At 67.1% G+C, this 13,454-nt stretch carries 12 protein-coding genes; 7 read left to right on the top strand and 5 right to left on the bottom strand.

Going from position 1 to position 13,454, the window contains the following annotated elements; genetic code table 11:
- Positions 1 to 51: 51 nt before the first annotated feature.
- Complete coding sequence (locus tag ACWGRX_RS03405) at positions 52 to 873, bottom strand: MipA/OmpV family protein (RefSeq protein WP_291639615.1); 822 nt, start codon at positions 871 to 873, stop codon at positions 52 to 54.
- Between the two features lie 220 nt (positions 874 to 1,093).
- Between ACWGRX_RS03405 and ACWGRX_RS03400 the strand changes: the two genes are divergently transcribed.
- A complete protein-coding gene (locus ACWGRX_RS03400; RefSeq protein WP_452116401.1) occupies positions 1,094 to 3,181 on the top strand; it encodes a molybdopterin-containing oxidoreductase family protein in 2,088 nt (695 codons plus the stop codon).
- A gap of 163 nt (positions 3,182 to 3,344) precedes the next feature.
- Positions 3,345 to 3,665 (top strand): hypothetical protein, encoded by a 321-nt coding sequence (locus tag ACWGRX_RS03395; RefSeq protein ID WP_291639611.1) that lies wholly within the window; start codon positions 3,345 to 3,347, stop codon positions 3,663 to 3,665.
- A gap of 12 nt (positions 3,666 to 3,677) precedes the next feature.
- Here ACWGRX_RS03395 and ACWGRX_RS03390 read toward each other — a convergent pair whose 3' ends face one another.
- Positions 3,678 to 4,397: a glutathione S-transferase family protein gene (locus tag ACWGRX_RS03390; protein ID WP_452116400.1), complete on the bottom strand. Its 720-nt coding sequence runs from the start codon at positions 4,395 to 4,397 to the stop codon at positions 3,678 to 3,680.
- A gap of 131 nt (positions 4,398 to 4,528) precedes the next feature.
- On the opposite strand from ACWGRX_RS03390, the gene ACWGRX_RS03385 reads away from it, so the two are divergent.
- The gene (locus ACWGRX_RS03385; RefSeq protein ID WP_291639607.1) at positions 4,529 to 5,266 is read left to right on the top strand and encodes a helix-turn-helix transcriptional regulator; all 738 of its coding nucleotides are present in this window, start codon (positions 4,529 to 4,531) and stop codon (positions 5,264 to 5,266) included.
- Between the two features lie 120 nt (positions 5,267 to 5,386).
- Here the strand turns inward: ACWGRX_RS03385 and purN are convergent, their stop codons facing one another.
- Positions 5,387 to 6,010, bottom strand: a complete 624-nt coding sequence (purN, locus tag ACWGRX_RS03380; RefSeq protein WP_452116399.1) for a phosphoribosylglycinamide formyltransferase — start codon at positions 6,008 to 6,010, stop codon at positions 5,387 to 5,389.
- Positions 6,007 to 7,077 (bottom strand): phosphoribosylformylglycinamidine cyclo-ligase, encoded by a 1,071-nt coding sequence (gene purM, locus ACWGRX_RS03375; RefSeq protein WP_452116398.1) that lies wholly within the window; start codon positions 7,075 to 7,077, stop codon positions 6,007 to 6,009. Before purM ends, purN begins: the two co-directional genes overlap by 4 nt.
- 157 nt (positions 7,078 to 7,234) lie before the next feature.
- Between purM and ACWGRX_RS03370 the strand changes: the two genes are divergently transcribed.
- The 3 genes from ACWGRX_RS03370 to ACWGRX_RS03360 all read left to right on the top strand — a co-directional run bounded on the left by ACWGRX_RS03370 (position 7,235) and on the right by ACWGRX_RS03360 (position 9,653).
- Positions 7,235 to 7,765 (top strand): CDP-alcohol phosphatidyltransferase family protein, encoded by a 531-nt coding sequence (locus ACWGRX_RS03370; protein WP_452116397.1) that lies wholly within the window; start codon positions 7,235 to 7,237, stop codon positions 7,763 to 7,765.
- 96 nt (positions 7,766 to 7,861) lie between these two features.
- Positions 7,862 to 8,971, top strand: a complete 1,110-nt coding sequence (locus tag ACWGRX_RS03365) for an AI-2E family transporter (protein WP_452116396.1) — start codon at positions 7,862 to 7,864, stop codon at positions 8,969 to 8,971.
- The gene (locus ACWGRX_RS03360) at positions 8,958 to 9,653 is read left to right on the top strand and encodes a P-loop NTPase family protein (RefSeq protein ID WP_452116395.1); all 696 of its coding nucleotides are present in this window, start codon (positions 8,958 to 8,960) and stop codon (positions 9,651 to 9,653) included. The genes ACWGRX_RS03365 and ACWGRX_RS03360 overlap by 14 nt, the downstream gene beginning before the upstream one ends.
- Before the next feature lie 3 nt (positions 9,654 to 9,656).
- Here the strand turns inward: ACWGRX_RS03360 and ACWGRX_RS03355 are convergent, their stop codons facing one another.
- Complete coding sequence (locus tag ACWGRX_RS03355) at positions 9,657 to 10,901, bottom strand: acyl-CoA desaturase (protein WP_452116394.1); 1,245 nt, start codon at positions 10,899 to 10,901, stop codon at positions 9,657 to 9,659.
- A 324-nt stretch (positions 10,902 to 11,225) separates the two neighbouring features.
- Here ACWGRX_RS03355 and ACWGRX_RS03350 point away from each other — a divergent pair, with 324 nt between their 5' ends.
- Entirely contained in the window at positions 11,226 to 13,442 is a 2,217-nt protein-coding gene (locus ACWGRX_RS03350) for an RNA degradosome polyphosphate kinase (RefSeq protein ID WP_452116393.1), read from the top strand.
- The last annotated feature ends 12 nt before the right edge of the window (positions 13,443 to 13,454 follow it).

Raw genomic sequence — 13,454 nt, 5'->3', positions numbered from 1 at the left:
TCTGTTTCTGCCACCATCCCTGACGAGACGGCGGAATGTCCGGCGATCAGGCTAATTGAAGCCGAGATCGAAAGCGTAGGTCGCGGAGATGCCGACCGTGATCGAGTCGCGCGAGCCATAGGTCTTGACGATCGGCGCCTTGGCGGCGTCGCCCACCAGGTGCTTGTACTCGACATAGGCGGTGGTCTGGAGCTTGTCGCTCCAGGCATAGGTCGCCTGGGCGATCGCGCCGACCGAATGGACGCCGGTGTTGAAGCGTTGCAGCAGGCCGCCATTGCCGGCCCAGGCGCCACCGAAATAGGTGCGGACATAATCGGCGCTCGCAATGGTCATGCGCGGGCCGGCACCGATCGACCAGGCGCCGATGCGCTGGAAGGCCTCGACCTTGACCTCGGCGACGACGCCGTCATGCGCGACGATGCCGCGGCGCAGATCGACACGGCCGCGCAGCCAGGAGGTCGGGTAGAATTCGGCAAAGACGCCGCCCTCGCCGCCGAATTTGGTGTCGGGAACGCCGGTGATGCGCAGCGCCGCGTTGGTGCTGGCCTTGCGCTCCCAGAGCAGGTTACCGGAGAAGCCGACGCGCCAGGCCTTGCCGGAGAAGAAGCCGATGCTGATCGCATCGTCCTCGGCCGACCACCAGGTGCTCCTGGTGCCGCGCCCGAGCGAGATGATGCCACGCGGCCGGAAGATGTAGTCGTTGGAGCCGACATAGTCGGGCTGGTAGCGCAGGCCCGCACCCAGCGTCAGATGCCAGTTCTGGGCCGATTCAGGCGAGGTGTACTGGGTGTATTCCGGAGATTGTGCCTTTGCCGGAGCCGCAAGCACGGAAGCCAGGCCGACGAGGCCAGCAAGGAACGCAACGCAACGCATCATCACAACTCCGGCGCCGAGGCGCCCCAAACCAGACCAACGGCGACAATCTGATTCATTAGTCTTAACCCGAGGTTGATGCGCCGCGTCGGGGCGGGCGGAAAGTTGCTGCCTACCAGAAGAGGCCGATTCGGTGCGAATCGGAACCATGCGCCGTCTCGCCGCCGGCTTTGGCGGGAACGATCTTCCGCCGAGCCTGGACCTGTTCTAGGAAGGAGGGATGACAGAACTTCCCCGCGTCGAGCGCCTGCCTTCCGTCTGTCCGCATGATTGTCCTTCGGCCTGTTCGCTGGAGGTCGAGGTCATCGACGGCCGCAGCATCGGCCGTGTCCGTGGCAGCAAGCGCCAGAGCTACACCGACGGGGTGATCTGCGCCAAGGTCGCGCGCTACGCCGAGCGCATCCACCATCCCGACCGCCTGCTGCATCCGCTGCGGCGTGTCGGGCCCAAGGGTTCGGGCGCCTTCGAGCGCATCTCTTGGGACGAGGCGCTGGACGAGGTCGCCGAGCGCTTCCTCGCGCTGGAGGCGCAGTTCGGCGCCGATACGATCTGGCCCTATTACTATGCCGGTACGATGGGGCTGGTGATGCGCGACGGCATCAACCGCCTGCGCCATGCCAAGCGTTATTCCGGCCAGTTCTCGACGATCTGCACCACATCGGCCTGGACCGGCTACATCGCCGGTACGGGCCGGCTCGCCGGTTCCGATCCGCGCGAGATGGCCAAGTCCGACTGCGTCGTGATCTGGGGCACCAACCCGGTGCACACCCAGGTCAACGTCATGCACCACGCGGTCAAGGCCCGTAAGGAGCGCGGCGCCAAGATCGTGGCGATCGACATCTACCGCAACGCCACCATCGACCAGGCCGATCTCGGCCTCGTGCTGCGCCCGGGCACGGACGGCGCGCTCGCCTGCGGCGTGATGCATGTGCTGTTTCGCGACGGGCTGGCCGACCGCGACTATCTCGCCCGCTTCACCGATGCGCCCGAGGAACTGGAAGCCCATCTGGCGACGCGTACGCCGGAATGGGCGGCGGCGATCACCGGTCTTTCGGTCGCGGAGATCGAGGCCTTCGCGGAGCTCGTCGGCACGCGCAAGCGCAGCTATTTCCGGCTCGGCTATGGTTTCGCGCGCCAGCGCAACGGCGCCGTCAATATGCATGCGGCGCTCTGCGTGCCGGCTGTCACCGGCGCCTGGCAGCATGAGGGCGGCGGCGCCTTCCACTCGAACAGCGGCGTCTACAAATGGCGCAAGAGCCTGATCGAGGGGCTCGACAAGGCCGATCCGAAGACCCGCCAGCTCGACCAGTCGCAGATCGGCCGCATCCTGACAGGGGATGCTGCGGCGCTGCGGCAGGGCCAGCCGGTCCGGGCGCTGTTCATCCAGAACACCAACCCGGTCACGGTCGCGCCCGAGCAGGAGCTGGTGAAGCGCGGCTTCGCCCGCGACGATCTCTTCACCGTCGTGCACGAGCAGTTCATGACCGAGACTGCCGCCATGGCCGACATCGTGCTGCCGGCGACGCAGTTCATGGAGCATGACGACCTCTATCAGGGGGGTGGTCACCAGCACATCATGTGGGGCGGCAAGCTGATCGACCCGCCGGGCGAGTGCCGCTCGAACCATGAGGTGATCTGCGCCCTGGCCCAGCGCCTCGGCGCCGAGCATCGCGGCTTTTCGCTGAGCCCGCGCGAGATCGTCGACTGGACCTTACAGCAGACCGGGCGCGGCACGCTCGAGGAGCTGATCGCCAGCGAATTCCACGACATCCAGCCGGATTTTGAGGCCGCGCATTATCTCAAGGGCTTCGGCTGGCCGGATGGCCGCTTCCGCTTCAAGCCGGACTGGAGCAAGGTCCCCAACAGCAATGCCGGCCTCGCAGGCCCGCATGCCACGATCCCGGCCATGCCTGACCATTGGAACGTGATCGAGGCCGCCGATGCCGAGCATCCTTTCCGGCTTGCGACCAGCCCGGCCCGCAACTTCCTGAACTCGTCCTTCACCGAGACGCCGACCGCGCGCAAGAAGGAGGGCGGGCCGACCCTGATGCTGCATCCCGACGATGCGGCTGGACTCGGCATCGTCCAGGGCGACGCCATCCTGGTCGGTAACCGCCGCGGCGAGGTCCATCTCGACGCCGTGCTGTTCGACGGGTTGGTGCGCGGCGTCGTCATCGCCGAGTCGATCTGGCCGAACGGCGCCCATCGCGGCGGCCGCGGCATCAACACCCTGACCGGCGCGGACTCGATCGCACCTTTCGGCGGTGCCGCCTTCCACGACAACAGGGTCTGGATTCGCAAACTGTGACCTTTGCGTCATTGCTTTTTCGCTGATGCTGTGGACCATCCACTGCTGCGTAGGCGGGTCATTCAAGAGCGGATTCGGGACTTTCGCTCGGGCTGCGCCGCGAAGACGGAATGGTTCGACAATGATCACGCGGCGGGTTGGAGCGGCCTTTTGGGTCGCCGGGTTGTCCATGCTGGTTTCGGCGCAGGTGGCGTTCGCCGCCGCCGGCACGAGCGCCTTGCCGCCCCCTGATCCGACGGCCAAGAACCTGACGCCCTACATGATCCAGCTGCGGGCCTTCGATGCCTGCCTCGTCACCCAGTCGCGGCTGATGAACACGACCCGCGAGGCGGTGCACTCGCCCTGCAGCTGCTATGCCAAGGGCACGGTCAATTCCATGACCAAGGACGAGATCCAGGCCTTTCGCGAGACCGGCTATTTCAACGATTCCGCCCGCGCCAAGGGCTATGAATTCATCGACCGCTGCAAGTTGCAGCGGCCCTGAAGCAGGCTGTCGTCAGGCCGGCGCGCGCTCCGCGTCGGCCTTGAAATAGCGCTCGCGTATCCGGCCGGCATAGGCGACGAGGTTGGGATGCTCGATGAGCGCCGCGCGCAGCGGTGACTCGAAGGTTTCGCACAGCCCGCCGATCATGAAGGCGCCGAGCGTCGCGTCGCCGCCGCAAGGATCGGGCCCGGTGAGGTAAGGCTTGCCGCCGAGCAGGCCCGAGAGCGAGCCCAGTGCCTGCCGCGCCAGGACCAGACGCTCGGCATCGCTGTGCCGGCCGATGCCCTGGCCATGCAGGTCGCGGCGAACCTGGCGCTTGACCATGGCGATGACCAGCGGGCGCAGGGGCGTCGGCACGGCACTGAAGAAGTGGCGCGGTCCGCGGTCGAAATTCGCGGCGTCGGCCCAGCGTTCCTGGACGATATGCCAGTAGAGGTGGTCCTCCAGCATCTTCTCGACCGCCCAGGCGAGGCCACGCTGCTCGGCGCTGAGCCCGTGATCGAAATCGATGCCGTGCTTGCGCTCGAGATGCAGCCGGATGAAGCTGGTGTCGGGGATGATCTCGCCCTCGTCGACCAGCACCGGAAACTTGCCCTTCGGCGCCTTGCGCAGATTGCCGCGGACCCGACGATAGGGCAGCCTCGACATCTCCATCAGGATGATGGCCTTGGTACAGAACGGGCTGGGATCAGGCAGGCCGAAGCCGGGCCCAAAGACGTGCAGTTCCAGCATGAAATCTCCTCGAAACAGCGCTGCCCCGGCTCGGCCGGCCACCATACTGCTGCCACGCTGCTGACAATGATTGTCAGGGCATCTGCGGCAGAGTGACGCTAATCCATCTTTCCCGAAGCGGAAGCCCCGTCATGCAACGCGCTGAACGTTTGCTCGATCTGATCCAGGGGCTGCGCCGTCGCCGCCGCCCCGTCACCGCCGAGACGCTCGCCTCCGAGCTCGATGTCTCCGTGCGCACCGTCTATCGCGACATCGCCGCGCTGCTGCGCCAGGGCGTCCCGGTGCGCGGCGAGGCCGGCATCGGCTATGTCCTCGATGCCGGCTTCGACCTGCCGCCGCTGATGTTCTCGCCCGACGAGATCGAGGCCGTACTGGTCGGCATGCGCTGGCTCTCCGAGCGCGCCGACCCGACGCTGGCGCGCGCCGCCGAGGATGTCGTCTCGAAGGTCGCGGCGGTACTGCCGGCGCATCTGCGCCCGATCCTGCTCGATGGGGCGCTGTTCGCGCCGGCCTATTGCAAGGACATGGTCGTCGATCAGGTGGATGTCGCGGCCGTCCGCGCCGCGATCCGCAATGGCCGCAAGCTCGAGATCAGCTATCGCGACGAGGCCGGCAATCCGTCGAGCCGGGTGATCTGGCCGATCGGCCTGACCTTCTTCGAACGCGTGCGCATGGTCATCGCCTGGTGCGAGCTCCGGCAGGCCTTCCGCCATTTCCGCACCGACCGCATCGCCGAGCTGACGGCGCGCGAGGAGCGCTATCCGGCGAGACGGGCCGACCTGTTCCGCCGCTGGCAGAAGGAGGAGCAGGAAGTCGCGGCGCGGCGCGCGCTGGAGCAACAGGCCGCGATGGTGGCGAGCGTTCAGTAGCAGCGGGGAGCGCGTCATGCTCGGGCTCGACCCGAGCATCTCAGGGCGGAGGAGGCTCCGGCCCGTGCTGTCTCGTCGTGAGGCTCTCGAGCCTGCGCCTCGCCCGCGAATGACGGCCGGCTAGCTGTTGGCCGGCGTCTCATCTTCCAGCTTCGCCGCGCCCGACGCCACAAGCGCCAGCGCCCGCGGATAGAGGACGTGCTCCTGCTCCAGCACCCGCGCCGACAGGCTCGCCTCGTCGTCGCCGGGCAGTACCGGGACTTTCGCCTGCAGGATGGTCGGGCCGGCGTCGAGCTCGGGCACGACGAAATGCACGGTGCAGCCATGTTCGCTGACACCGGCCTCCAGCGCCCGGGCATGGGTATGCGTGCCGCGGAAGTCCGGCAGCAGGGAAGGATGGATGTTGACCAGCCGCCCCTGCCAGCGCGTCACGAACCAGGGCGTCAGCACGCGCATGAAGCCGGCGAGCGCGACGAGTTCGATCTGGTTGACGCGCAAGACCTCGTCGAGCTTGCGTTCGAAGGCCTCGCGGTCCTTTCCAAAGGGGCGATGGTCGACGGATGCCGTGGCGATGCCGGCCTGCCGAGCGCGCTCGAGCCCGCCAGCCTCCGGCAGGTTGGCCGCGACCAGTACGATCTCGGCCGGGAAATCGGCCGCCTGCGCCGCCTCGATCAGGGCGACCATGTTCGAGCCGCGGCCCGAGATCAGGATCGCGGTGCGGACCCGCCGCGGCGTCGTGCTCACAGGCTGAGCTTCCCGCGATAGGCGACCTGGCCCTCGCTGCCGGCCGGCGTGACCTCGCCGAGCCGGACCGGCGCTTCGCCGGCCTCGCGCAGCGCGGCGACGACCGCATCCGCCTCGGCCGCCGAGGCGACCACGATCATGCCGATGCCGCAATTGAAGGTGCGCAGCATCTCGCGCTCGGCGACGCCGCCGACCTTGGCGAGCCAGCCGAAGACGGCCGGCACCGGGATCGCGGACAGATCGAGCGAGACGCCGAGATCGTCGGGCAGGACGCGCGGGATGTTGTCGGGGAAGCCGCCGCCGGTGATGTGCGCCAGCGCCTTGATGCCGGGCGCCGCCTTCAGCGCCTGCAGCAGCGGCTTCACATAGATCCGGGTCGGCGTCAGCAGCGCCTCGGCCAGCGTCAGTTCGGGAGCGAAGGGGGCGGGCGCCTCCCAGGCGAGGCCGGAGAGCGCGACGATGCGCCGGACCAGCGAGAAGCCGTTGGAGTGGACGCCGGAGGAGGGCAGGCCGAGCACCACGTCGCCTGCCACCAGGTCGGCGCGGGGCAGCAGTGAGCCGCGCTCGGCGGCGCCGACGGCAAAGCCGGCGAGGTCGTAATCCTTGTCGGCATACATGCCCGGCATCTCGGCGGTCTCGCCGCCGATCAGGGCGCAGCCGGCCTGGCGGCAGCCTTCGGCGATGCCGCGCACGATCTCGACGCCGGCCTGCGGGTCGAGCTTGCCGGTGGCGTAGTAGTCTAGGAACAGCAGCGGCTCGGCGCCCTGCACGACGAGGTCGTTGACGCACATCGCGACGAGGTCGATGCCGATCGTCGAATGCCGGCCGCTTTCGATCGCGATCTTCACCTTGGTGCCGACGCCGTCATTGGCCGCGACCAGGATCGGGTCGCTGAAGCCCGCCGCCTTCAGGTCGAACAGGCCGCCGAAACCGCCAATCTCGGCATCCGCGCCCGGACGCCGGGTCGAACGCACCAGAGGCTTGATCGCATCGACCATGGCATTGCCGGCGTCGATGTCGACGCCCGCCTGCGCATAGGTCAGCCCGTTGCCGCCTGTCTTGGTCATGAAACCGCGCTCCTTGCTGTGCGGGGAGCGATAGGCAAGGGCGGCCCCGCTGGCAAGCCGGCAGCGCCTCTTCCGCGAAAGCGTTTCGCAGTTGTCCCGCACATGCATTAGCCTTCAGTCGTAGTTCCGCTCGAGAACTTGGCGACGAGCCCTGGCGATGACGCTTCCGAACCTGATCACCATCGGTCGTCTGATCCTCGTCCCCCTCGTGATCGTGATGATCATCAACGAACGCTGGCTGGCCGCCTTCCTGCTGTTCGTCGCGGCCGGGATCTCCGATGCGATCGACGGCTTCATCGCCAAGCGCTTCGACATGGGAAGCGAGCTCGGCGCCTATCTGGATCCGGTCGCCGACAAGGCGCTGATCGTCTCGATCTACATCACCCTCGCCATGGTCGGCGCCATACCGGCGTGGCTCGTCATCCTGGTCGTCTCGCGCGACATCATGATCGTCACCGCCGTGATCCTCTCCTGGCTGATGGAGAGGCCGCTCGAGATCGCCCCCTTCGCCGTCAGCAAGCTCAACACGGCGGCGCAGCCCAGCTTCGCCGCGCTGATGCTGGGTTCGCGCGCCTTCGGGCTCGATCTCGGCCCTGCGATCCCGGTCGCGCAGCTCACCGTCGCGCTCTTGACGGTCGGTTCCATGGCGGCCTACCTCGCCTTCTGGCTGCGCCATATGGCGGCCTGAGCTTGGAACCTTGCCGGTACACTCCTATTCTCTAGGGGCCCCGGCCGGCCCACCGGGCCCTGCGGACAATGCGTAACGGCGAGTTCAGGACAGCGGATGAGTCTTCAGCGTCAACTCGCCTTCTGGGCTCTCACCCTTGCGGCCTTCGTGCTGGCGCTCTTGCTGTTGCGCGACGTGCTCTTGCCGTTCATCGCGGCGCTGGCACTGGCCTATCTGCTCGATCCGCTGGCGGACAGGCTGGAGCGGCTCGGCATGCGCCGCCTGACCGCGACCATCGTCATCCTCTGCGTCTTCCTGCTGTTCTTCATAATGACGCTGGTGCTGCTGCTGCCATTGCTGAGTCAGCAGCTCGCCGGCCTCGTCGCGCGCCTGCCTGAAGTCGCCGCCAAGCTGCAGGCGCTGGTCATGGAGCGTGGCGCGCCGCTGCTCGAGCGCTTCGGCGGGACCAAGCTCGCCGAGGATGCCCAGAGCCAGCTCGGCAATTTCGTCGGCGAGGCGACCAAATGGGTCGGCGGGCTCCTGCAATCGCTCTGGTCGGGCGGGACCGCGATCATCGGTGTCTTCTCGCTGCTGGTGCTGACGCCGGTCATCGCCTTCTACCTGCTCGCCGATTGGGACCGCATGGTCGAGACCGTCGATGGCTGGCTGCCACGCGATCATCGCGACATGATCCGCGGCCTGCTGCACGAGATGGACACCGCCATCGCCGGCTTCCTGCGCGGGCAGGCGCTGGTCTGCGTACTGCTCGGGCTGTTCTATGCGGTCGGTCTCTCGCTGCTCGGCGTCAATTTCGGCGCCCTGATCGGCATCATCTCCGGCTTCCTCTCCTTCATCCCCTATGTCGGCTCGCTGACCGGGCTCGTGCTGTCGGTCGGCGTCGCGATCGTGCAGTTCTGGCCGGATTGGACGATGCCGCTGGCGACGCTCGCGGTCTTCGCTGCCGGCCAGTTCTTCGAGGGCAACATCCTCCAGCCCAAGCTGGTCGGCGACTCCATCGGCGTGCATCCGGTCTGGCTGATGTTCGCGCTGCTCGCCTTCGGTTCGCTGTTCGGTTTCGTCGGGCTCCTGCTGGCGGTTCCGCTGGCGGCCGTCATCGGCGTGCTGATGCGCTTTGTGCTGCGTCAGTATCTGGCCAGCGATCTCTATCGCGGCCGGCCCGATCAGAAGCTCGTCACCACCGGTTCGGACAATCATGCCGGGAACTGAGCCGCGCCGGCCGCGCCAGCTCGCTTTCGACCTGCCGGTCGACAGCCGGCACGGCGTCGAGGATTTTCTCGTCGGCCCGTCCAATGAGCAGGCCTATGGGCTGGTCGAGAGCTGGCCGGCCTGGCCGGATGCCTGGCTGCGTCTCATCGGGCCGGAGGGTTCGGGCAAGACCCATCTTGCCGCGATCTGGGCGGCACGCGCCCATGCCTGGACGCTGCAGGCCAGCGAAATCGACGAGAGCAAGGTGCCGCACCTGGCTTCCGGCGGGGCGCTGGTCATCGAGGATTGCGATGCCGGCCGGCTCGACGAGCGCGCACTCTTCCACCTGCTCAACGCCGTCAAGGCGCGCGGTGGCTTCGCCCTGCTGACGGCGCGGACGGCCCCGGATCAATGGGGGCTGAGCGTGCCGGACCTGCTCTCGCGCCTGCGGCTCGCGCCGGCAGCAGAGATCGCGGCGCCCGATGACGCTTTGCTGCGGGCGCTGTTGGTCAAGCTCTTCGTCGACCGGCAGCTGACCGTCGACACCGGCACGATCGAGGCGCTGGTGCTGCGCATGGAGCGCTCCTTCGCCGCGGCGCGGGATCTGGTCGACGCCATCGACCGGCTCTCGCTGGAGCGCGGCCGCCGCGTCACCCGCGCCATGGCGAGCGAGGTCGCGGCCAGCCTGTTCGACGCCGAATAGGCCTCAGGCCTTGGCGGCAGCCGGGGTCGCCACCAGCCGGGCATGGATCGCCTCGACCAGCATGTCGTGAGCACGCGCCGCGATGGCGTCGAGCGACGGCGTCTTGACGAACATTGCCGCCGCCTTCTCCGTCAGCTCCTCGCGGCTCGGCAGCGCCGGCACATGCCAGTGCGCCATAGCCTCATGGGCCTGGGCCTGGATCGCGGAGAGCCGCTCGCCGGCACGGGCCTGCATGGTCGCGAGCGCCTCGCGCAGCTCCGGCAGCGTCAGCGTCGGCAGGTGCAATTCCGGCAAATGCAGTCCGGGTAGTGCCGGCGTGCCGGCATAGGCCTCGCGCAGGCCCTGCACGATGCGGTCGACCGGCACGGAGGCTGCAAGGCGCTCGGCCGAACGCTCGATCACGCGCGGCGGCAGGGCCTGCGAGCGGTCGACCACGGCCTGGGGCGGCGCCTTCAGGTCCCAGACCAGGCGCAGCTTCGACAGGCCGAGGATCAGGTAATAGGTCGGGTCCCACTGCCACCAGCGAAAGCCCTGGCGCACGCTGTACTGATAGGCATGGTGGTTGTTGTGCCAGCCTTCGCCCATGGTGATGATCGCCAGCCACCAATTGTTCCGGCTCTCGTCTCCGGTGACATAGTGCTTGTCGCCATGCACATGCGCCAGCGAGTTGATGCAGAAGGTGCCGTGATAGACCAGCACGGTCGAGATGAAGAAGCCGACGAACAGGCCGGACCAGCCATCGATGGCGAAGCAGGCGAGGGCGAGCAGGATCGCCGGCGCGAGCTCGAAACGGTGCAGCAGCCGAAGCTCGGGAAACCGGGTCAGGTCGGTGACGGTGGAAGCGTCGAACTCGTGATGCTGGCGGCTGAAGATCCAGCCGACATGCGAATAGAAGAAGGAACTCTGCACCGGCGAGTGCACGTCGTGCTCGGTGTCGGCGAAGCGGTGATGGTGCCGGTGCTTCGAGGCCCACCAGATCACGCTCTTCTGCGCCGTCGACTGCGCGAGGAAGGCGAGGACGAACTGGCCGATGCGGCTGGTCTTGTAGGAGCGATGCGAGAAGTAGCGGTGATAGCCTGCCGTGACCGCGAACATGCGCAGCCAGTAGAGTCCGAAGCAGAGCCAGAGCGAGGTCGCGGTCACGCCGCTCCAGAACGCGCCGAGGCCGGCCAGATGCGCCAGGGCAAAGGGTATGGCCGAGGGGTAGACGATGTCGTCATGGTCGGCGGCGGCGGAGGGTTCTGACAAGATCGTTCTCTGGAAATATCTGGCGCGGCATGCGGGATTCGCATGCGACCAAAACAGGAGAGCGGGGGTGAGCGCAAGGTTCCCGAGCCGTTCGGGCGGCAATTGCGGCAGCGGGCCGCACGGCATGCGCAACCGTCATGAGACGGCGTTGCGAGCGGGGTCGTCGCGAGCCCTGCTCATGCCGCTGGGCCTCGAATGTCATCGAAGCGTTACGCTAGGATGCCTTGAGGATGAGTGGGCCGATGGTCGGCCGACGGCAAACCGACACAGATGACAGCTACAGGATCGGCAGTGACACGAGTGGCAGCGGCGAAGGCGAGGCGAATGAACCAGGATCTGGCCGAGGCGGCGGCTTCGCGGGCAGCGACGCCGGTACCGGAGATTACGGCACTTACCGTCGATCATGAGCTGCGCCGGTCGCCGCAGCGCTTCATGAATCGTGAATTGTCCTGGTTGCAGTTCAACCGCCGCGTGATGGAGGAGGCCTCCAATCGCAATCATCCGCTGCTCGAACAGCTGCGCTTCCTCTCGATCTCGGCGAACAATCTCGACGAGTTCTTCATGGTCCGGGTCTCCGGCCTGCGTGAGCAGCTCAAGGCCGGCGTGGTCACGCCGAGCCAGGACGGCTTGAGCCCGGCCGAGCAGCTCGTCGCGCTGGGCGCGGCGGTTTCCGACCTGACGCGCGACCAGCAGACCCGCTGGGTCGAGCTCAGGCAGGACCTGCAGGACAACCGTATCCTGTTGCTGAAGGCGGCCGATATCGGCCCGCAGGAGCGAGTCTGGCTCGAGGACCGCTTCCTCCACTACGTCTTCCCCGTGCTGACGCCGCTGGCGATCGACCCGGCCCATCCCTTCCCGTTCATCCCCAATCTCGGCTTCAGCCTGGCGCTGGCGCTCGAGCGCATCAGCGACGGGCGCGCGCTCGACGCGCTGATCCGCGTCCCCGGCAAGATCGACCGCTTCATCGAGGTGCCCGATCTGGCGCGCGAAGGCGTGCAGCGCTTCATCATGCTCGAGGACCTCGTCGCGCTGTTCATCGGCAAGCTCTTCCCCGGCTACGAGGTCAAGGGAACCGGCTCCTTCCGCATCATCCGCGACTCCGATCTCGACATCGAGGAGGAGGCGGAGGACCTGGTCCGCGTCTTCGAGAGCATGCTCAAGCAGCGCCGACGCGGCGTCGTGATCCGCCTCGAACTGCATGCCGACACGCCGGACCATCTGCGCCAGCTGATCGTGCGCGAGCTGCGGGTCGATCCTGACGAGATCGTGATCGTCGACGGCATGATCGGCCTCAACGAGCTTTCGCAGCTCGTCGGCGTCGACCGGCCGGATCTGAAGTTCAAGCCCTATAATGCCCGCTTCCCCGAGCGGATCCGCGAGCATGGCGGCGACTGCTTCGCGGCCATCCGTCAGAAGGACCTGATCGTCCATCACCCTTATGAGAGCTTCGACGTCGTCGTCCAGTTCCTGCAGCAGGCGGCGCGCGATCCCAATGTCGTGGCGATCAAGCAGACGCTCTACCGAACGTCCTCGAACTCGCCGATCGTCCAGGCCCTGGCCGAAGCCGCCGAGGCCGGCAAGTCGGTGACCGCATTGGTCGAGCTCAAGGCCCGTTTCGACGAGGAGGCCAACATCCGCTGGGCGCGCGATCTCGAGCGCGCCGGCGTGCAGGTGGTCTACGGCTTCATCGAGCTCAAGACCCACGCCAAGCTCTCGATGGTGGTGCGCCGCGAGGCCGGGCAGCTCACGACCTACTGCCATATCGCGACCGGCAACTATCACCCGATCACGGCGCGCATCTACACCGACGTCTCCTTCTTCACCGCCGATCCGGTGATGGCGCAGGACGTGGCGCGGATCTTCAATTTCATCACCGGCTATGCCGAGCCGGCCGAGCTCGAGCGCATGGCGGTCTCGCCGGTGAACCTGAAGAAGCGGCTGCTCGACGACATCGCCGAGGAGGTCGCGCATGTGAAGGCCGGCCGCAAGGGCGCGATCTGGGGCAAGTGCAATTCGCTGGTCGATCCCGAGATCATCGACGCGCTCTACGATGCCAGCCAGGCCGGCGTGCAGATCGATTTCGTCGTGCGCGGCATCTGTTGCCTGCGTCCCGGCGTGCCCGGGCTTTCCGAGAACATCCGGGTCAAGTCGATCGTCGGGCGCTTCCTCGAGCATACCCGCGTCTACGCCTTCGGTGCCGGGCACGGCATGCCTTCGCCGCGCGCCAAGCTCTATATCTCCTCGGCCGATCTGATGCCGCGCAACCTCGACCGCCGTGTGGAGGCGCTGACGCCGATCCTCAACCCCACCGTGCACCAGCAGCTGCTCGAGCAGATCATGCTGGCGAATTTTCTCGACAACGAACAGAGCTGGACCATCTTGCCCGATGGCGGCTCGCGACGCATTGTCCCGCCGTCGGCCGAAGAGTCGTTCAACGCCCACAAGTATTTCATGACGAATCCGAGCCTGTCCGGTCGTGGAAAATCACTCTCCAGTTCAAGTCCTCGCAGCCTTTCCCGCCGTTCCGGCAAGAAGGCCTGAGCAGGCACAGGG

The organism is Allobosea sp. NPDC055594 (assembly GCF_053618995.1).
This window is presented reverse-complemented; position numbering and strand designations above follow the sequence as displayed.